This window comes from Thalassoglobus sp. (assembly GCF_048270125.1).
Taxonomy (GTDB): domain Bacteria; phylum Planctomycetota; class Planctomycetia; order Planctomycetales; family Planctomycetaceae; genus Thalassoglobus.
This window is the reverse complement of record NZ_JBLWTN010000005.1, coordinates 217,332-236,382: the sequence shown is the minus strand read 5'-3', so window position 1 is coordinate 236,382 and position 19,051 is coordinate 217,332. Positions and strand designations below refer to the sequence as shown.

General features: G+C 59.8%; 24 protein-coding genes. 7 read left to right on the top strand and 17 right to left on the bottom strand.

All coding sequences use genetic code 11. The annotated features are described in order from the left end of the window. Positions 1-28: 28 nt before the first annotated feature. The 8 genes from ACN0YR_RS08745 to ACN0YR_RS08710 form a co-directional block, all read right to left on the bottom strand. Entirely contained in the window at positions 29-673 is a 645-nt protein-coding gene (locus ACN0YR_RS08745) for a hypothetical protein (RefSeq protein WP_417848821.1), read from the bottom strand. Next, positions 670-951, bottom strand: coding sequence for a hypothetical protein (locus ACN0YR_RS08740; RefSeq protein WP_417848820.1), 282 nt, complete (start codon positions 949-951; stop codon positions 670-672). The genes ACN0YR_RS08745 and ACN0YR_RS08740 overlap by 4 nt, the downstream gene beginning before the upstream one ends. Before the next feature lie 11 nt (positions 952-962). Then, the gene (locus ACN0YR_RS08735) at positions 963-1,403 is read right to left on the bottom strand and encodes a hypothetical protein (protein WP_417848819.1); all 441 of its coding nucleotides are present in this window, start codon (positions 1,401-1,403) and stop codon (positions 963-965) included. Positions 1,404-1,406: 3 nt separating this feature from the next. Then, complete coding sequence (locus tag ACN0YR_RS08730) at positions 1,407-1,835, bottom strand: hypothetical protein (protein ID WP_417848818.1); 429 nt, start codon at positions 1,833-1,835, stop codon at positions 1,407-1,409. Beyond that, on the bottom strand, positions 1,835-2,188 hold the full coding sequence (locus ACN0YR_RS08725) for a hypothetical protein (RefSeq protein WP_417848817.1): 354 nt from the start codon (positions 2,186-2,188) through the stop codon (positions 1,835-1,837). The genes ACN0YR_RS08730 and ACN0YR_RS08725 overlap by 1 nt, the downstream gene beginning before the upstream one ends. Further along, positions 2,188-2,529 (bottom strand): DUF2190 family protein, encoded by a 342-nt coding sequence (locus tag ACN0YR_RS08720; protein WP_417848816.1) that lies wholly within the window; start codon positions 2,527-2,529, stop codon positions 2,188-2,190. The genes ACN0YR_RS08725 and ACN0YR_RS08720 overlap by 1 nt, the downstream gene beginning before the upstream one ends. Before the next feature lie 99 nt (positions 2,530-2,628). After that, entirely contained in the window at positions 2,629-4,818 is a 2,190-nt protein-coding gene (locus ACN0YR_RS08715; protein ID WP_417848815.1) for a hypothetical protein, read from the bottom strand. Further along, positions 4,772-6,178, bottom strand: a complete 1,407-nt coding sequence (locus ACN0YR_RS08710; RefSeq protein WP_417848814.1) for a phage portal protein — start codon at positions 6,176-6,178, stop codon at positions 4,772-4,774. The genes ACN0YR_RS08715 and ACN0YR_RS08710 overlap by 47 nt, the downstream gene beginning before the upstream one ends. Here ACN0YR_RS08710 and ACN0YR_RS08705 point away from each other — a divergent pair. Then, on the top strand, positions 6,166-6,525 hold the full coding sequence (locus ACN0YR_RS08705) for a hypothetical protein (protein ID WP_417848813.1): 360 nt from the start codon (positions 6,166-6,168) through the stop codon (positions 6,523-6,525). The two genes, ACN0YR_RS08710 and ACN0YR_RS08705, sit on opposite strands and share 13 nt — an antisense overlap. A 66-nt stretch (positions 6,526-6,591) precedes the next feature. Here ACN0YR_RS08705 and ACN0YR_RS08700 read toward each other — a convergent pair whose 3' ends face one another. After that, positions 6,592-8,913 (bottom strand): terminase gpA endonuclease subunit, encoded by a 2,322-nt coding sequence (locus tag ACN0YR_RS08700; protein WP_417848812.1) that lies wholly within the window; start codon positions 8,911-8,913, stop codon positions 6,592-6,594. Further along, a complete protein-coding gene (locus tag ACN0YR_RS08695; protein ID WP_417848811.1) occupies positions 8,903-9,115 on the bottom strand; it encodes a hypothetical protein in 213 nt (70 codons plus the stop codon). Before ACN0YR_RS08695 ends, ACN0YR_RS08700 begins: the two co-directional genes overlap by 11 nt. A 126-nt stretch (positions 9,116-9,241) precedes the next feature. Between ACN0YR_RS08695 and ACN0YR_RS08690 the strand changes: the two genes are divergently transcribed. The 6 genes from ACN0YR_RS08690 to ACN0YR_RS08665 are packed head-to-tail and all read left to right on the top strand — an operon-like array spanning position 9,242 to position 11,277. Then, positions 9,242-9,457 carry a hypothetical protein gene (locus ACN0YR_RS08690; RefSeq protein WP_417848810.1) on the top strand — a complete coding sequence of 72 codons (216 nt, stop codon included), beginning with the start codon at positions 9,242-9,244 and terminating at the stop codon, positions 9,455-9,457. A 19-nt stretch (positions 9,458-9,476) separates the two neighbouring features. Next, positions 9,477-9,692, top strand: a complete 216-nt coding sequence (locus ACN0YR_RS08685; RefSeq protein ID WP_417848809.1) for a hypothetical protein — start codon at positions 9,477-9,479, stop codon at positions 9,690-9,692. Next, the gene (locus ACN0YR_RS08680) at positions 9,677-10,378 is read left to right on the top strand and encodes a winged helix-turn-helix domain-containing protein (protein WP_417848808.1); all 702 of its coding nucleotides are present in this window, start codon (positions 9,677-9,679) and stop codon (positions 10,376-10,378) included. Before ACN0YR_RS08685 ends, ACN0YR_RS08680 begins: the two co-directional genes overlap by 16 nt. After that, positions 10,332-10,643 (top strand): hypothetical protein, encoded by a 312-nt coding sequence (locus tag ACN0YR_RS08675; protein WP_417848807.1) that lies wholly within the window; start codon positions 10,332-10,334, stop codon positions 10,641-10,643. The genes ACN0YR_RS08680 and ACN0YR_RS08675 overlap by 47 nt, the downstream gene beginning before the upstream one ends. Further along, positions 10,640-10,939 carry a hypothetical protein gene (locus ACN0YR_RS08670; protein WP_417848806.1) on the top strand — a complete coding sequence of 100 codons (300 nt, stop codon included), beginning with the start codon at positions 10,640-10,642 and terminating at the stop codon, positions 10,937-10,939. Before ACN0YR_RS08675 ends, ACN0YR_RS08670 begins: the two co-directional genes overlap by 4 nt. Beyond that, positions 10,939-11,277 (top strand): hypothetical protein, encoded by a 339-nt coding sequence (locus ACN0YR_RS08665; RefSeq protein WP_417848805.1) that lies wholly within the window; start codon positions 10,939-10,941, stop codon positions 11,275-11,277. Before ACN0YR_RS08670 ends, ACN0YR_RS08665 begins: the two co-directional genes overlap by 1 nt. Before the next feature lie 106 nt (positions 11,278-11,383). Here the strand turns inward: ACN0YR_RS08665 and ACN0YR_RS08660 are convergent, their stop codons facing one another. The 7 genes from ACN0YR_RS08660 to ACN0YR_RS08630 form a co-directional block, all read right to left on the bottom strand. Next, positions 11,384-13,495, bottom strand: a complete 2,112-nt coding sequence (locus tag ACN0YR_RS08660) for an ATP-binding protein (protein ID WP_417848804.1) — start codon at positions 13,493-13,495, stop codon at positions 11,384-11,386. A gap of 30 nt (positions 13,496-13,525) precedes the next feature. After that, positions 13,526-14,866, bottom strand: a complete 1,341-nt coding sequence (locus ACN0YR_RS08655) for a DNA modification methylase (protein WP_417848803.1) — start codon at positions 14,864-14,866, stop codon at positions 13,526-13,528. Continuing rightward, a complete protein-coding gene (locus ACN0YR_RS08650) occupies positions 14,863-15,342 on the bottom strand; it encodes an HNH endonuclease (protein ID WP_417848802.1) in 480 nt (159 codons plus the stop codon). The genes ACN0YR_RS08655 and ACN0YR_RS08650 overlap by 4 nt, the downstream gene beginning before the upstream one ends. Before the next feature lie 23 nt (positions 15,343-15,365). After that, complete coding sequence (locus tag ACN0YR_RS08645; RefSeq protein ID WP_417848801.1) at positions 15,366-15,701, bottom strand: hypothetical protein; 336 nt, start codon at positions 15,699-15,701, stop codon at positions 15,366-15,368. Beyond that, positions 15,698-16,222 (bottom strand): hypothetical protein, encoded by a 525-nt coding sequence (locus tag ACN0YR_RS08640; protein WP_417848800.1) that lies wholly within the window; start codon positions 16,220-16,222, stop codon positions 15,698-15,700. Before ACN0YR_RS08640 ends, ACN0YR_RS08645 begins: the two co-directional genes overlap by 4 nt. A gap of 29 nt (positions 16,223-16,251) precedes the next feature. Then, a complete protein-coding gene (locus tag ACN0YR_RS08635) occupies positions 16,252-16,542 on the bottom strand; it encodes a hypothetical protein (protein WP_417848799.1) in 291 nt (96 codons plus the stop codon). A gap of 233 nt (positions 16,543-16,775) precedes the next feature. After that, complete coding sequence (locus ACN0YR_RS08630) at positions 16,776-19,049, bottom strand: bifunctional DNA primase/polymerase (protein WP_417848798.1); 2,274 nt, start codon at positions 19,047-19,049, stop codon at positions 16,776-16,778. Between the last annotated feature and the right edge of the window lie 2 nt (positions 19,050-19,051).

The following is a 19,051-nucleotide window of genomic DNA, read 5'->3' as shown; positions in this document are numbered from 1 at the left end:
TCAGAACACGCGAGCCGATCAGCGGGGCTCACGGAAAAACGCCGGGCGTGCGTCGCGGCAGCGCGGGGAACTCCCGTTCGAACCGGAACGTCCCTTGGCGGACCAGCTCCCGCAGCAGGCAGGCGGGGTTGAACCGGGTCGGGTTTGAGCGGTTCATCCGTCCCAGCCGCATACAGACGGCGGCGACTAGTTCCGAACAGAACAGTTCGTTGAGATCGGCCTGCGGCAGCAGTCGGGTTCGTTTGAACAACCGCGTGCCGGAGACCAGTGCACCGCCGAGGTCATACGTCACCCGCTGGCCAATGAAGTGCCGGACGAGGATCGTCGTCAGCAGTTCCGATTCGGACTGCGAGAGTTTTTCAATGGGCGACAACCGATAGAGATCGACGTGCCCGCCGGTGGTGATGTAGTCCCGGATGCGATCCTCCGGCAGATGGGCCTGGCAGCCGTCGACCTGGTAGCCGAGGATCGCACAGGGGTGTTTGCAGAGTGTGGTCGACTCAATCCAGACCATGCTGCCGTGAAACTCACACAGCACGGCGACATGGGAGGGGCCGATCTTCAGTCGCGGCGGGGCCAGGAAGGACGCGGTGCCGTAACTGATCGCTTTCGCCGTGAATCCGGTGCCGTAGCAGGCGGCGATGTCGAGTGGCTGAAAGTTGATCTCGGTCATTCGCCCCCCCGCAGTCGGTCGAACAACTCATCATGCCGGGCGAGTCGGCGACGGATGTCCTCCAGTTCCGCCGACCGGAGTTGAGCGTTGGCTCGAACTTCCGCTTTGATCGCGCTCACGTCGGAACTCATCTGCCAGGCCCAGAGGACCGCACCGACGAAGATCACCGAGACCGTGAAACTGAGGAACGAAACGAACCACTTCGGGATGACGACATACCCGTTGCCGTTCATCCCCAGCGCATGCAGCGGTTCAGAATTGGAAGGCGATGCAGCCATAAGACTCCTGGTCAGCGAACAGAATCCCGCCACATGGCAGGGACTTTGGGAAGTTCCTGGCGGAACGCCGGTCCCATGTAGGGGCGTTCCTCGATAGCGACACGCACCGGTTGGCCGTCGGTGGTTTCAACGACGGTCTGGCCGCCGTACTCCAGCGTGGCGGGAGCGTCGCTTCCGGTACTCAGCCGAGCGGGGCCAATCACGACCGAGCGGCGGTCGGGATCGAACAGGAAATAGATGTGCCGCTTAAGCAGCCCGGTTTGGTTGGTAGGCGACTCTTCCGGCTGCGAGGGACGCTTGCGGCGGCGAATCCGCTGCTTCGCATCTTGCCGGACATAGGCTCCGAACCGGGACAGCACCCGCCGTTCGGCCCGGCTGACTTTCGACAGGACTTTCTGTCGATCGAAGAACAGCCGCTTCGCCTGCGAGAGGCGGACTCCGATGACCGGCATCGGTTACTCGATCACTCGAAACGTCAGCGAAACCACACTGGTGAACGTCCGCAGCTGGTCGATGTGGTCCGGCGCATAGATCGTCTTGAACTCCGTCTTCACCCAGATGGCATGCGGAAACGATGTGAGCCGCTTCCCCCGGAAGTGAGCTGCAATCTCCTCGGCCAAAGCCAGCAGCGGATCGAGGTCCGTGTTGTCCTCACCTGTCAGCTTCTGCTGGACAGCGACATCGATTGCTACATCCTGCTGCGTCTGGCCGCGTGAGGCGGTAACGACCGACAGGCCACTCGGAACAACGGTCACCTTGAGTGCCTTCAGTTCCGCCAGTTCCGACCGGGGCAGATAGGACCGTACTGCTGTGAACGGCTGACTGAACGTCGTTCCGTTCAGTTCGGCGATCACAGCCTCAGCAACCTGCGTGATCAGCGGCATCAGGCCTCCGTTGTTCCCGTGTGCTTGGTGGTGATCCGAAACGTCTGGCGGTAGGGATCAGAGAACCGCCATTCCAGCACTTCAAACTCGCGCGGTCCCTCACGGATCAGATCACCACGCTCCGGCTCGGTTGGCTGGCCAGCGAGAATCAGGTCAGCGACCAGAACCAGAAAATCCCGGTCGGTGAACTCAACCCGGACAACATGGCCGTCATCCGCTTCGAACTTCGTCCGACCGATCGTGGCCAGCACATCGACAGTCGACGCACCACGGACATAGGTGACGGTTGTCGCCAGATGCCGGGTCCGCTGCTGTTCGAGCCACGCGGCCCCCTGCGCCAGCAGGTCACCCATTACTGCGACATCCGGACGCGGACTTCAGCATCGTTGTCTCCGGCAGCTGCGACCGTCTTGCCAATCAGCTTGTTGGCCCCGGTTTCGCTGTCGGTTTTCGCCTCAGTGTCGGCGACATCCCAGAAGACTTCGACGCCAGCGGCGATTGCGGTGCTGGCTCCGGTTGCCTTGGGAAAATCAAACACGCCGGCGACATGCAACGCTCCCTGCGTATTGGCCGGGATCTTGCGTTTGGTGACGCCAACGAGATCGTTCTGCACGACGACATCGCCGGCTTCAACATCGGCATTCGGCGTGTAGTCGACCGCCGATCCTTCTTGAACAAACGTGACGAGTGGCATGAGTATGAGACTCCTGAATTGTCAAAGCCATTACGGGGAATGAGGAAGAGAGAGAAGACCACGGACCAGTGTGAACCGGTCCGTGGTTCGAAGGGGCTGTTACGCCTCACCTTTGACCTTCACCGCGCCACGCGGATCCTGTTCCCTCACACCGAAGTCGATATAGCTGCGGAAGCCCATGCCGAGGGAATTGGGAGCAGCATCCACACGCTCGATGACGGGTGTGCGACGGCCGTTGAGGAACACAATCTCGAATGCCGGCACGAGTGCTGGATCGGCGAACAGGTACCACGCCTTGGCACTGGCCCCCGAATACACCGCGTCCGAAAGGTGTGGCATCGAGACCACTTCGTACTTGTTGCGGTGCGGGTTATCGACCGGGATCTTCGTGGCCGTCCCCGAGGCGTCGATCATCAGCTGGGCGGAGCCCATCAGCAGTTCGGCGTCCGTTTCGATCTCTACCGGCACCACGAGGTACTTCGGCCGCACGTTGATCGGCTTCTGATTCTTCGCCTTACCACCCGGCCCCGCCTTCTGCTTGCGGAACTGAGTCTTGGCCACGGTCAGGGAATCGGGACCGAACGCCGTCGATGCGCCAGCGAGATAGTTGTTGTTGGGTCCGCTGAAGAAGTTGTCGGGGTTCGACAGGAACAGTGAGAAGAACAGGTCATCGATCGACTCAGCCCCGCTGCGTCCCATCTGCTTCGGCAGTTCGAGGAACGCTTCCAGATCGTCGTTGATGATGTCGTTACGAGTCAGCATCAGATACTGACCGAACGTTTCTGCCCGATTCTTGAATGCCTGCTCGCTCAGAGCCCCCGCCTTGAGCTCGCCGCTGGGCGAGACCTTTTCGAAGCCGCCCGTCCCGAGCAGTCGATAACGTGTCACTTCTTTGAAGTCACTCACCGAGCCGATGGCACAGAGTTGCAGCGCCGCGATGGGTGTGGCCTCATAGGCGGCCAGCATGGTCCGGTTCATCACGCTTTCGAGAATGCCGGGAAGACTGACCGTGGCAAATCCGGCATCAATCGTGGCGCGACCTTCACCAAACACCCGCGGGACATCGTGTCCTTCGAGTCGTGCGCACTCTGCGACCAGTTCCCTCAGTTTGATTGCCCGGATGGGATCAGCCGCATCAAGGGTTTGTTCTCCGAATTTTCGGAGACACTCCTGCTCGGGGATCTTCGCGGAGAGCCAGACCGCTGCTTCCAGAACTCGGGCCGAAGCAACACCGCGCGACGCGTGAATCGGAGGAGCCTTTGGACGAGAAGCCCGCAACACCGCGAGTTCGGTTTGTGTGGCGTCCCAGCCTTCTTCAACCGCCTGGGTCTGAATCTCCGGAAACTCGCCCGCGCAGATCTCCGTGATTTTCATGATCCGCCGGTGTTCAGCTACCCACTGAGCCCGCAGCTGTCCGGCCAGATTTGGAGGTAACTGGGCCGTCGCAGTCTCTGTGGCAGCACTCGCGCTCACCTGTGCTTCATCCGCATTTGTGCCGTTTGACGCCGGGCTCGTCGCGTTGTCGTTTGACTCCGTGTCGGCTTGATTCGAACTCTGCGACCACATGGCCCGCAGCGACTGGGACTGCTGATCAGTGAGGGCGTTCGGATCAAATCCTTGTGCCTCGACCCACGCTTCGAATTCCATAGGTTGTGCCTCGATCTGTGAAGAGGATGGTTGTGAATGACGAGCGATGAGTTGGGCGATCGTCTGATCGTCTGCCCCCAGCGCAACAAAGCTGACTTCCCGGAGAGTGGACTGCCTGGCGACATAGACCGGACCGCTGAACTTCCGGCCGTTGACTTCGACCGATTCGCCCTGGTCGACGAACACGATCCGCTGCGCGATTGCTCCGATGGAAGACTGCCAGGGGAATCCATTGTCTCCGGAGGCCGTCACCTCGCGGGCGTGGTCATTCGCTCCTGAGATCACCCCGGCCAGCTTGATCGAGCCGGCATTGACCTCCAGCGTTTCCGTGTGGCCGACGATGCGGGAGGCATCATGGTCCCGCAGGATCGGTCGGCTCTTCGCGGAAACTTTCAGTCCGGAGAGATCGACGATGACCGGGAAGGCGAACCCGGCCAGCAGCAACTTTCCCCCGGTATAGGCGGTCATCGAGAACCGCCGCAGTTCCTTCTCAGCGTTGTCCCCAGCGTTCTCATCAGCGGCAGCTTCGAGAAACCGGAAATCGGTCGGTCCTTCGCCTTCAATGATCCGCAGGTTCGCCGGAACCCGCAGGGGATCAGGCAGCTGCGACGGTGTCGCGGTTTTGGGGTTGGTCTTCGGCATCCGACTCCTCTTCGTCAATGACAGTCGATTCAGGCATCAGTCCCAGTTCATTCAGCAGCGCCAGTTCTTTGGCCCGCTGACGAATCTGTGTCTCCCAGTCGAGTCCCATGCGGGCGTATTCATCAGCCAGCGTGGTTGTGAATGACGCCAGACGGACGGCTTGGGCGTTCGCTTCCTTGAGCGGGTCGACATGGGAGGTTCCATCCCACATCCACGTTCGCTGCGTCAGAGTGGGCTGAATCGCTTTCGGCAGCAGTCCGGGGACCATCGCAGCTTCCGCGAGCCACGCTTCCAGGATGCGATCCATCACCACTGCTTCGAGATGCGATTGCTCGACGCGGATCGACTTGAAATACGTCTGGTGATCGAGTCGGCCCGATGCATAGTTGTGCCGGCTGGAATCCCCGGTCAGGACATTGACGGGAACGAGCAGACAACGTCCGATTTCTCCCAGGATTTCTCGTTTGAACTCGCCATACGTGGTCGTCGGAAACTGAGCCTGGATCTGGCTCACCTTCCAACCGCCCGGCATGGTCATCAGCATGCCCCGCTCAAGCTCGATGAGGTCCATCGGCTCGACCGACTCGGCTTCCCCGTTGGCAGGAGCGTCGGTATAGAGCACGCCCCCAGGCAGAGCGGCGATTTCAGCAGCGGTGATTACCGCCAGTGTGTATCGACGTAGATGTGCAAACAGCGGGAGCGCCGGAGTAATGTCGGGAATGCCGCGTGCCTGCCCCGGGCGGTCCGCCCGGAAATAGTGAATGACGCTTCGGGCGGGAACGCGGTCGTATTTGAAACCAATTCCCGCCAGGGGATCACCCGGATGGTCACGCAAAATGTGAAACTCAACCGGATTGCCATCGCCGTCGAACCGGATGCCATCGATTGCCCGCAGGGCTTTCAGGGACAGATCCGGCGTTGTGACCTGATCACATTCGATGAGTTGCACATCGAGTTTGATTGCTGATGGCAGGGCTCGGTTGTCGGTCAGCAGCGCGAAGGCTTCGCCATCGGCCGCTCGGGCCATGCGCATTGTGCGCAGCTTTTCTGCCAGACGGACGTTGCGGCACCACTGTGAAAACTCCTGTTCAAGGTGCCGATTGACACTGTTATCGGGTGTCAGCATCTGCAGCCGGGGACCGGTCCCCACCGTGTCGTGTGCCAGTGTCAGCACCAGCCCCTTGGCGTAACTGTTGTTGGCGACTTCGTATCGGCTGCGGATGCGCAGCAACCGGCGCACTTCCGCGTTGTTGGCGGCGTTGGCGGAGAGGTCATCCGCGTTACGCCAATGCCGCCGGTTTTCGTCGGTCGTCGCCGCCGCATCATATTTCGCCTTGATCAGCCGCAGTGTCTGAAACACCGTTTGCGATGGTTCAGAACGTCGAGCAGGCAGGAACTGGCGCAGCCAACGAAGCAAGAAGGATGGTCCTCGAACTGAAGGAGCACGCGGGAGCCAGCGTGGCTACGACCGCTGAGAGAGAATCAAGAAGCGCCCGGAGGGCTGATCTTCGTGAAGCGAATGCCGCGACGCTTGGACTTCACTGCCTGCTTGGAGGCAAGAAACCGATCGGCTTCGATCTGGTCCCTGAGAGAGTGCTGCTTCACGCTGGAGGAATCACCACGAGCCTCGGCAGGCCCCTGAGCATTATCGCGAATGGTGTCATCAAGCGGTTGTTCCGGCATCGGAGAAACTGTCCCCCTCTATAGTATTTATACGTTGGCGGCGGAAATTCGTACGAAAGTTTCTGGCAAGATTGTGTCACGCTGGTCTTTTCAGGCTCTGTTGCGTGCCCGCAGGTCCGAGAGTTTCAAGCGTTTTGTTGCTCTTGGGGCCACGTTCCCCTCGCCAAGCAAACTCGCACCCTGAATCGATGCCCCCACAGCGCAGCCGACCAGGCAGTCGAGCCAGTGGTTGTCGGGCTGGTTGGGACGGGGTTTCCATTCGTCGACGGTGCGGCCGCGACCTTCTGTACGGACGCGGTACTCGGCGACGAGATGCTCGGCAAACAGGCGGTGCGGTTCTGGTTTCTGGCCGAATAGCGAGAGTGAGCCTTTGTCCGCGATGGCCACCGCCAACCTGGCGAAGACGAAGGACTTCCAGAAGTTCGTATCGAATAGAGCATGGCGGACCGCCCGTTTGCCCATCACGCCTGGGATACGCCAGTTGAGACCGACACGGTCACCCGGCCGGCGCTTGTAGTCTGAGAACGGGAGACTCGACGCCCCCACAAACCGCCCGTGACTCGGCAGCAGCAGCGCTGCATGGGGCGACTGCCGGCAGAATTGGTAGACCACGTCGGTCGACGTACCCCAGTTGGCATCGATCAGGCAGCGTTCGATTCGCAGCGAGGCCCCATCCTCACGCTGCCATTCTCGCGATAGTTGCTTCTCTGTGAGCGCCTGCAGTCCAGCGTAAATGGCTCCTTCGAGTCCCGTCCCTTCCGCGACCGTGGACAGCGTCTTCGTCACATCACGGAGTGAGAAGTAGGCCCGCTGAGGATCTGGCCAAGCTCCGTACTCGAGCACGGCCCCGCTGAACTCCTCACCCCAGGCGCAGACGACGTAGAACAGCAGCTTCTGCTGCACGTCGATGAACATCGTCAGGTGCTGGCAGCCGAGTGGAACGCGTCCCTTGGGTAGACCGTTGAGTTTGGCGGCGATCTGGTCGGCCGTCAGTTCGTTCTCATCGACCTCGACTTCCGGCAGTGGCTCGTTCTGGTATTCGGCCCAGAACGCCGCTTCATCCTGCAGCTTCAGGTTCATTGCATGCTGGATCGCGGAGAGTTCGTCGTAGTTGAACCGCTCCGGCCAGGCAATCTTTGAGCCTGTATCCATCAACGCTTGATGTTGTCGATAGAACTCGGTCGCCGCAGCGCCGCCGTCTTCATTGCGCAGCCCTTCCGCACGCAGCTCGGCATACCGATCCCACAGCTTGGTGTCGCTGGGGAACGCATAGACCATCTTTGTGCGTTCGCCCTGCCACGACGGGTGGTGGTCCCGGTTCAGAATCCGGTCGGCCATGTCTCCCGGTCGGATGACCGTACAGGGCATGATGCCGGAGATCTTGTGCCCCGGACCGGCGAGACCGAGAACAGCCCCGGCGAGAATGCTTTCCCGCTGTTGGCATTGAGAGACCGATCGTGCCGACTCGTCGGTTTGCGGGTCGTCGAGCACGACGAGGCTGGGCCGAACCGACTTGCCATCCGGCCGTTTGAACTTCATCCCCCGAATGCGGCCGGTAATGCCAGCGACTTTGATGATCGCGCCGCTGGCCAGTGCGCGACTATCCTCTCGAATCAAGGCACTAAGTGTTTCATCCCCGGACCAGCCCTTCGGCTGCAGCGTCGGCAGGACGATGTACTTCGCCGTCCAGCCGATGTGAGTCCGCTCACTGTGGTACAGCTGGCCGTTGCAGCGGTTGGCGATTCCGTCGAGTGACTGAATCGGATGACAGACTTCAGGATAGTCTGCCAGCAGCAGTTCGTTGGCGTCGAGTTCGGTCTTGATCGACTCGAGCATGTCCATTGCATGCCCTTCATCGGAGCCGATGAGGCACACGAACTCTCGATGACCGTTGAGCACCGCCCAGATGCAGGCGCACTCACAGATGGTCGTCTTGCCACTGCCGCGAGGCATCGCCATCGCAAACAGGCCCCCCTGCAGCACCGCCTGCTCAATCTTCCGCAGCACTTTCAGATGATCGTCGGACCAGGCCAGGTGGAACGACTGCGGGAAGTACGACTCGCAGAAGAACTGAAAGTTGGTTGCTGCCTTGGATCGTCGCGTTGGATCAGAGATCGCCGGCAGGTCACCGATGTCCCGTCCGGCGGCCGAGAGTTCCGCGCTGCGGCGGGCGGCACGATCTTTGTGCTGCTCGTAGGACTCAGGAGTCTGCGCGGGCTTTGGGTTATGGCGTTCCCAGGCCAGCCACGCGGTGTATCGCACCAGGTCGACACGGTTCCCGTCACCAATCCGGAACCCGGCCCGTTGGCGATCGCGATAGAGCTGACGCTCGCTGGTCACTTCGCCGAGCAGCGTCGAGTTAAGCAGCCGGACCAGCTCGCTCGGCTTCAGTTGTCGGGGGTCAATCGCCACGGGTTCGACCTCCGCCTTGGGAGGTAAGCCAAGCTGCGTACGTCACCAGGTTGATCGTCCCATCGCCGTTCGTTGGCGCACCGACTGCCACATCCGCCTCGATCTGCTCGACCCGAATTTGTCGAGCCCCCGCCTTCGAGAGCAGCTGCGCCGCGTCGGCAATCGGGAGCGCCAAGGGGTTGATAGGGCCGTGTTCGGACATGTGAAAACCTGCTGAAAACCTGCTTTTTCTGCTCAGAACTGAGTGGATGACGTTTCGCATCCGAGGTAACTCGTGTCATGTCGCAACCGCGATGCGAACCACGAAACGCTAACGAAAGGAACAACGATGAACGCCCGCCAGACGACCGCGAAACACGCCGAGACGATGGCCGTCCTCCTGACGCGGATGCAGGCTGCCACCAACACGGTCCCGCACCAGGAGCGAATCAACTGGGGCCATGCCGAGCAGATGCACGACGCGCTGAAGTACGCGGTCTACGCCGCCTTCGCGATGGGGGTGGTCAACGAAGACGAAGCCCGCGACATCGGGTTCCCCGTTTGAGTCAAACCGGAGACGACACATGACCAACGCAACAACGAAACAAAGCCTCAACGACCTCGACCAGGAACTCCGGCGGCATATCAACCGGCTGCTGGAAATCACCTGCGACGACTGGCAGGTCTCGAACCTGATCTATGACGCGATTCAGAACGCCGCCCGCATGGGGCAGGCCTGCCGGGCGCTGCAACGCGATCTGGCCGGCGACGGAGACGAACAACCATGCGACGCCCCCTGAGTCAACTGCCGCCGGGAACGCGGTTCCTTCAACCGGAACTGGCGATTACCGGCACGCTTCTGATGGTCAATGAATGCCGGGCGCGTGTCCGGATTGACCAGCCGCAACAACTGGTCGAGTTCACCAGCCCGGATGGCTCGACCAGATCATTCCGGGCCTCACGCAATCACGAAACCTCCTGGGCCCCGACCGTTGTGGTCGAGGCCCTTTCCTTTGAACCCCTGATTGAAAGGGACACGACGATGGCGACCAAGAAGACCACGAAGAAGACTCCAGCCCGAAAGACCAAGGCAGCAACCAAGGCTGCGCCGAAGAAGCCGCGTGCCACGAAGGCCACGGGCAAGCTCAGTCAACTCGATGCGGCTGCGAAGGTGCTCACCGAATCAGGCGAGCCGATGACGACCAAGGCGATGATCGAAGTGATGGCGGCCAATGGATACTGGACCAGCCCGGCTGGCAAGACCCCGGCACAGACCCTTTACGCCGCCATCACGCGCGAGATCTCGGCCAAGGGAACCGAGGCCCGGTTCCAGAAGGCCGACCGGGGGCTGTTCACCGTCAACGGCGGCAACACGACCGCCAAGGCGAAGTCTGCCCCGAAGGCGAAGACCACCCGCAAGAAGACGGCCAAACCGGCGGATGGGACTCCCGGACCGAAGGCGGTCTCCGACCTCTTCAAAATCTAAGGAGCAGACCATCATGCAACATCCATTCCCGATCGGAACACAAGTCGCGTTCAATATCGAAGACCTGGTACTCGGAACCGCCGACGTGGCCGCATCCGAGTATGACGACGGTTGGCTGTATCGACTGGTGTCCGTCGCGATCACGCGGGGGGACACCGAGACCCTGCGCCAACTTGCCACGGAAGGCGATGACGGTGTCTGGGCCTGTGAACACGAGGTTCAGGCCCAGCTTCGGGGATATGCCACCGCAGGAGGTGCCGCATGACCCACATCTCCGACGCCATTCGCGAGGTGACAATCGCGATGCAGAAGGCCATCGCGAATGGTTACCGCTCGCGGATGATCGATGCCGACGACTTGGTCGAGGTGCTGCTGGCAATCGCCGACCGCCTCGACCCGCCGGTTGCGGAATCGGTCGCTCCCGAGTTCGCCTGCCCTGAGTGCGGGGAACGCAATCCGGACCGTCTCGTATGGATCGCTGACGAGTTCCCCGGCGCTGACAAGTTCGTCCGCTGCGACGCCTGCGGCACGATCTTCGATCCCACTGAAGGAGGTCCGTGATGCCCCGCCGCACAATCGACCACCGGCAGACGTTCGCGCTCGAAGATGGCTGGCTGGTCCGCACGGTCGTCAAACCGGACGGCTCGTCGTACCAGCACCGCTGCAGCCTGGACTCTTACCGGGCTGTGGCACACTTCATCGATGAGCACGCCAACGTGGGGGTCACTACGAACGGGTTGTGGGACAGTCTACCGGAAATCCGCTGCACGCAGGCGGCGATCGCACTGGCGTTCCTCAAAGAACGCGGCTGCGTCACCGTACGCCACCGCCGCTGCTACCCGGCCTCCAACTTCATGGTCGAGGACGCCCTTACCGAGTTTCACGCTCTTGATGCCTGACGGGCCAACTGGCCCACGACGCCCCACGTCAATCCGTGCGGGCGTTTTTCTCGTGGACGCCCAACCATCGCCGAACTTGGGTTTCAATGGTACGGTTCGGGTACATTCACTCATCGGCAACTCCTCCGCCGGCATCTTCTGGCAGGTGCAGTTTGTCAAAGAATGCCTTATGTCGCATAGCGGCGTCATCGATCAGTTTTTCATATGTGATCACCTCGAAGTAAGCACAATCAGAGTGCTTGAAGTAGCCGCGGCCGTCAGACGTTTCGAGGAAATCATACGCCTTCAATATCCGATGGAGTGGCTTTGAACGATCCGCGATCAAGTAGACGAAGAAATGCACATTCCGAAGGTCACTGATTGGGCGACCGTCGCGAAACCTAGCCGTACCGTCGCGAATATCCTCAACGTACCGGACTGCTTGCGTGTACGGATTGTCCTCCATCGTGTATCCCTCGCGGCCGGGCCGTTTGAACTCGACGAGTGTAATTGTCGCTCGCTGCGGCTCGTTCGGCCCAAATGCATGGGCGGCGTCGTACACTGTAAAATCTGGTTCCTGAGCGGACGCATTCTTGAGCGTCGTATGTCGAGAGATCGCCATGTCGGACGCCAAGTACTCGTGAAACGACATTCTTTCATCGATCAGCCACAAGTTGGCAGCGCTGACGGGGTAACCGTCAGTGTCGAAGCCCATTGGAAAGAAGACTGCATGCACCGACTCTTCGAAATGGAATTTTCCAGAATCTTTCAGTCGCAATCGCTCCTTCAGAAACCAAAGGATGACCCGTCGGTGGGCGACATACGACGCCAAGTCGGACATGGCCGCCTCATTCCAATTCTCCAGCACCTCCTTTATCTCAGCGCGAAACGAGTCGAGGTCATCGATGTGTTGCGATGCTCGCTTCGAGACGCGTCGCGTGCGAGCCCGTAGCGATTCCATGTAATCGCGATAGACCGCGTTGATTGCGTCTTCCAGTTTCGAGTCTGGTAACGATGGCTCGATCTTGTTTAACTGGGCGGCGCAGTGCTTCAAGAGTGGCCGATATCGAACCTCGCGATCACAAATCCTTTGAATTCTCTCCTGTAGATCCGCGTACATTGCAGCGACCCGGTCACCCAGAAACTTGCGACCACCGGCAGCAGTCTTCTCTACGATTTGCTCCCGGGTCAGTTCATTTGGTAACGCAGTTTCTTCAGTGGCGATATCAATGTAGGTGCGAGAGTCATTTGTCAATTCGTCCAGTACGTCCCCAGAGACAAATGCACTGTAATAAAGGGAAGTTCCATCACATCGAATTCCCCCCTTCGGGACGCCGAGTCCGGCTGGGATTGTGTGAGGGTCCTCGGCCGGCCTTCCGTTTGCCAGCATCGTAATCGTATGGCGTTGTTCGCCTGGCTCCCCCGAAACGCGATGGAGGAGGTGGACGACGTTGAAAGTCTTTCCTGTGATCTTGAATTTGCTTTCGTGCCGGTCAACCAGGAAGTTCTCACGAAAGTACTGACGGAGCTCGATCGTCTCATGTAGGAGACCGTCGACTACCTCGATCTGCGGACAAGTGTCCAATGCAAGAAAACGCTGAAAATGCACTGCCAATCGATCGACGAAAGTCGATGGCTTTTTGGGCCACTCGTCACGGAACTTCTTCTGAAGACTGCTGAGCGTTACGAGTGTTCCGACAACCTCGTTTTCGCCAGCGGGGCCAAGTTTTTCGTCTCGGGTACCGTCTGCCTCGACAGCGTACTCGAAGGTTCTCCTACAACGAGCTCCTTCACCATTCTCAAAGACACTCGAGACGGACACTCTCTGAAATGCAGAAAGCCAAGAAAGCCGCCCGATACCTTTTCCGCCTTTCGCGGCGCGAAAGTCGTCGTCCAACCGACAGAACGCTGCGAAATGTTCATCATCGAAGCCAACTCCGTTGTCTTCAATCACGACATCCTTGATTGGGGGCACCGACCCACCATCAAACAGCGTACCTTGGCTTTCATCTCTGACGACGACGATGCGAATTCTCGCGTCGGAAGGCTTCCACCCGGATGATGTACGGTCCTCAATCGCTTGAAGCGAATTCATCACCGCTTCAAAGACTGGTAGATTACATCGTTTGGGGGAGAGGTTGAGGTTGCGGACTCTACCTCTGAGGTACGATTCCATCGCCTGCAAAGGCCTTTCTCTGAAACCTTGTTGGTACTTCGTCGCATTCGTTGCCCAAAGCATATCGATTTCCAACTGTCGCAGGGAGTTACTTCACTGGCCAACATCAACCGTGCACTCATCTTTCTGAGTACGCGTTGCCTGTTTTCCCGTGAACTGCTCCCACCGCTGCACGATCACGTCGCAGTACAACGGATCGAGTTCCATCAGGAATGCCCGGCGGCCAGTTTGCTGAGCCGCGATCAGCGTGGAGCCGCTGCCGCCGAAGAGGTCGAGGACATTCTCGCCGGTGCGGGATGAGAACTGCATCGCCCGGACGGCGAGTTCAACCGGCTTCTCGGTCAGATGGACCATGCTCTGAGGATTCACCTTCTTGACGTGCCAGAGGTCGGTGGCGTTGTTTGGGCCGAAGAACTCGTGGGCGGCTCCTTCCTTCCAGCCGTAGAAGCACCATTCATGAGCACCCATGAAATCTTTTCTGGTGAGTACGGGGTGCTGCTTGTCCCAGATGAGGGCCTGTGAGAAGTACAGCTTGTGCTTCTTGAGGAACGGTGGGTAGTTCGCACAATTCGCGTAGCCGCCCCAGATGTAGAACCCGCGACCAGGAACCAGTACGCGGGCGATGTTGCCGAACCAGGCGTCGAGTAGTCGATCGAACTCGTCATCGGAAACGAAGTCGTTGGCAAGCGGTCGGTCCTTGGCCCGGAGTTTTTTCTGCGTCGGTTTCGACTTCTCCGGATGTCGAGCCACATCCATCGACTGGTGATGCGTGGTTCCTTTGAACGAGGACAGCCCAGCAGCGATCGCATTGTTCGATCGAGGTTCGACCTTCACGTTGTACGGCGGGTCTGTATTGCAGAGATGAATCGGCTGGCCATCCAGCAGCCGGTCAAGATCCTCCGGCTTGCTGCTGTCGCCGCAGAGCAGACGATGCTCACCGAGAATCCACAGGTCTCCCGGTTTGGTAGTTGCCTCATCCGGTGGCGCGGGAATCTCGTCCGGATCGGTCATGCCTTCCTGCACACCCGGATCGAGCAGTTTGGCGAGTTCGTCCTGATCAAACCCCAGCAGCCCGAGGTCGAAGTCCATTCCCTGCAGTTCGGAGAGTTCGATCGGCAGGAGTTCCAGGTTCCATTCGGCGATCTCGGCGGTCTTGTTGTCGGCGATGCGGAGCGCCTTGATCTTCTCCGGCGACAAACCGCGAGCAACATGCACCGGCACTTCGGTGAGACCGAGTTTCCTGGCTGCCTTCAACCGCGTGTGGCCGATGATGATCACGCCTTCGTCGTCGACGACGATCGGCTGTCGAAAGCCAAATTCCTCAATCGACCGGGCCACGGCTTCGACCGCATCGTCATTCAGACGTGGGTTCTTGTCGTAGGGAATCAGGCGATCGATCGGCCAGGTTTCAATGGTCATTGCGCTTGCGATCATTGTTGTTCCTTTGCGGGTTGCGGTTGAATCTTGTCGACGTGGAGCACAACGGCGCGACAGAGCGAGATGAACTCCTCATTCGTCAGGGTGCCTTTGGCACGGTTGACGTCCCTGCTGAGGATCTGAGCGTTCTCGATGGTGTGCGGTCCGCCACGGGACACGGCGAGGATGTGATCCATTGATGCGTCTGCCGGGGCGAGCGGTTCACCCGTCAGAGCACAGCGAAAGTCCTGGCGAACCAGGAGATCATGGACTTCCTGAACGGTCACGGTTTCGCTGCTCCTTGGGGTCCTGATTGGCAGTACGTCGTCGAAGCGCTCGGGACGAGAGTGCCGCTGCTCGGCCAACCAGGCCGCGAAGCGGATCAGGTCGATTCGGCGACCATCGCCGATGCGAAATCCGGCTCGGTGCCGGTCGCGGTAGAGTTGGCGTTCACTGGTCACGGTGCCCAACTGCGTCGAGTTGAGCAGTCGCACGGCTTCCGACGGTCTCAATCCAGTCAGCGTGAATCGAGGGGGACATATCGGCAAGGGGGCCGCGTGCGTGCCCGGCACCAGCGTTTCCAAGTTGCTTTCTCCCGTTGTCGCTGACTGGTCTGATAGAGCGAGGTCAACATGCGTGAAACACCGCTCTCCCAGTCAGACGCCGGTTCTGTGGCAATCGCAGCATCGCGACTCGGCGACGACTGGCTGTGACGAATCCGCCAGGACTGAACCATGCTGGAGATCGCACGTTCCCAGGGATTGGTCACCCGCCGCTGCATCCGCCCTTCAGATTCCCATTGGGCTGCCAATCGCCAAACAGTGCCGTTCCAAGGATTCGATTTCTGTGTCACAGGGACTCCAGCGGCAGCACGGCACCGGGACCGCAATTTTCGATCACCCAATGCCAGCCCGTTTCTGTGACAGCCACTTTCCGCACACGATTCCGGCTGCGGTCGACTTGGCGGGTCACCAGACCACAGCGCTCCAGCCGACGCATCGTCCGCGACCAACGGCTCCTTCGGCAGACCGTCGGGGTCTCGTCGAACCAGATCGCCGGGCGATAGGTGACGAACGAGTCCGGGTGGCCAGCCACACGGGCAACGGCAATCAGCATGCGACCGGAATTTCGGTCCAGGCGGGGTGTCACAGGAATGTTGTCGGAAGTTGTCATGAGCAGACGGTTTGCAATCGAAAATGAAAATCCGGCACGAAAGAAAGTGTGGTCGATACCGCGACGGTTCCCGCGTGTAGCACCTTTCGCCCCCCGCCTCGGAAGGAACCATCGCGTCAATCGCCGACGCCACTGGTGGCCACGTGTCGCGTCGCTGGCCAACTCGCACCGGTGGCCAACCTCCGCGACTCGATGCGACACGGGCCAACGTGGGCGTTGACGTGGCGGTATCACGTTTTTCGAGGACGGAACTGCCCGCACCAGTCGGTAACCAGCACTCTCGGGAATTCGCTGAGTAGCCGGATGGACTCGCCGTTCAGTTCGATCTCTGGCCCCAGGACTGGGGGACCGAACCGGCATTCCCCTTCGGCACGACCTTCGTCCCAATCGCGTTCGGCGACATCTGCGATGTCTTTGCCGTCAATCTGGAAATAGTCGCAGTCAAAACAGCAGCGGTGCACGTCATCTCCTGTTGGGCTTGCGGACGGCAATTCTCGGAGTAGCGATCCGGAATCCGTCATCCACCCCCTCACACACAAAATCTGCGCGAGTGGGGGTCCGTGTGACGGATCTCTATAGAGAGTAAAAGAGAGAGACTATTTTCATATATTTCATAGACTTATGGCTTCTGAAATCCGTCACCGAATCCGTCACAAACGGCTGTGACGGATTGTGCTGGATTCGGCCTTTCAGACATCCCAAACCACCCAGCCGCATAGTTTTGCCCCTCGAATCGTGACGGTTTGTGACGGATTCAACCCTCGTCGTGACGGATTTCCGAAGCGAGTTGATAGCCGAACGCGGACTTCGTCTTCGTTGGGATTTCGACCGAATTGATGTCACCCTGCGAGAGCAACGTGCTGATGATCTGGTCGAAGTCAGCCATCTTCAGATGCATCGTCCGCATCAGTTTGTTCCGTCCCATACGGCCACCAGCATCCCGCAGTTTCTTGAGGAGCTTGAGGCATTCGGCGTGAAACGGATTGTCCGCGACATGGCTCTGCGCCATGAACAGCATTCGGCGGGTCTGATGCGTTGCGAACTGAGTGGCCCAATTGGCGGCGTCGGCATCGATTGATGGCTCGCGATGATTGGCGCTGATTGAGTACAGCAGCGCCAGCTTGCGGATATGCTCGTTCGTTCGACCCCAGACAGTCATTCCCACGGGATCGCCACGCTCTTCAGCCTTGGCGTATTGCGCCTCACAATGGCGGCGGGCATCGATCAGCAGTGACTGAGCTTCGTCGGTGTAGTGGACGATATGCGGGATCGGGAAGAAGTTTCCCATGTTCCCTTTGCCGGGATTGAAATTCGCCCAGTAGGTCGCGGTCTCCAGGATTCGTGGTGGGAGATCAGCGATCTTCGGCTCCTGACCTTCCCCGCGTTTGCCGGCCTCGACGATCAGCATGCGGGCGAAGAAGCCGTTCGTCAGCATCCTCTCACTCAACGCAGCGTAGTAATGAGTCGGGATGGCCGTACCATAGATCACGAGGCACGGCTGCTCGATCGTCTCACCACGTTCCTTGCCGGCCTTGCGTCGCATTGGAAACACGCTGGCTGCCGCTGAGTACATTGTCAGCAGCGTTCCGAGGATGCCCTCGTACCGTGCGTCCTTCGCTTTGTTGATCGACTGCAATAACCCGTCGATTTCGTCGGTTTGAAACAGCATCGCCGGCCGGACGTACAGCGCATCCTGCAATCCCTCGCCGGACGCGAAGTGCTCACCCAACGCATTTGCCTGATCGATGGCGTGCAGAATCCGCGTATTGACTCGACGCGGCCAGTCCTTGCCTGACGATGAATGCGCCAGGCTGAGCAGGTACAGGTTGGTCCGGTTGTCCGCTTGATCGCGAACCTTGCGACCGCCGAGGAATGCCTGCAGTGCCAGCGCACCGCAGAATGCCAGCGGCTGATTCGGATAGGGAGCCGTCGCCAGCGAGAAGTCCATCACCTCAGAGATGAACCCCGGTACCCGCAGGAGTTCCGTCGGAATGGGACCGGGGTCATCTGCACTGTCAGTCGGCGGTTCACGTTCCGTTGCGCGGACCGTCGGTACTTTACCCTCGGCCTGACCAACCAGGGCGGAAATATCGACGCCAGTATCAATTGGCTGCTCCCATTGCTGGTTCAACAGCCAACCACGGGGCTGGTTGTGCGGTTTGGTCGCGGCGCTGGTGACCTTGTGTCGGAGTTCCTTCTCGGTCCACGGTGGCTCACACCTTGGATTGAAGTGATCGAGCAGCAGCGTCAGCGCGTGTTCGGGATCGATCTCAAACCCGTGAACGAGGACCGTGGCAGCAGTGTACGTCGCAGCATGGCCGCCGTTGCCGCTGATGGCTGGTGGGAGTTTGTCGAGGTATGCCAACGCACGAGACTCAACATCGCTCGTCGATTGGTGTTTGGTGGTCCGGTCAAGGTGCGACCCTGTACGCACCACGGCATCGGTGCGACCATTGCCAGAGGCAGCAACCGGATCAGTGTCTCCATGTCGGAGCTCGATGACTCGTTTCGCCAGTGCTTCCACGCATGCTGTCAGCATCTCTGCCGGCACCACCGCTGGTTCGCCAGTCAGAACGTCGTATTGCTGTCCGCTCGGATGAATGCTCGGGCCAACAACGGTCTGGCCGCCAGTTGATCGCAGCTCAACGATCATCTTGCGGGTGACGGGATCACGGTGCTGCACCGTCCTCGCGCCACCGGCGACATACCACCAGTGTGAGTCGGCTGCACCCGCGCGGCCAGATTTGGCTCCCGTCACTGGCAGGTAGTTGCTGGCGATCGCCCTGGCTTCGACACAGTCGAGATCGACATCGACCAGGTTGCCGGATGGCTCTCCGAGAATCAGTCCAACGTTTGCCGGCTGGTCGAAGTATTGAGAAAGTTCGTCTTCAGCCAGGCGGAGTTGTTCCCACTCCTTGATGACAGGGCGTTTTTGTTTGTACGGAATCGGTACGACGCACCAGCCGCGGCGCACGTATTCGCGTGCGGCATCGAGTGGTGTGACAGCGTCATGACCAACCTGGTCCATCG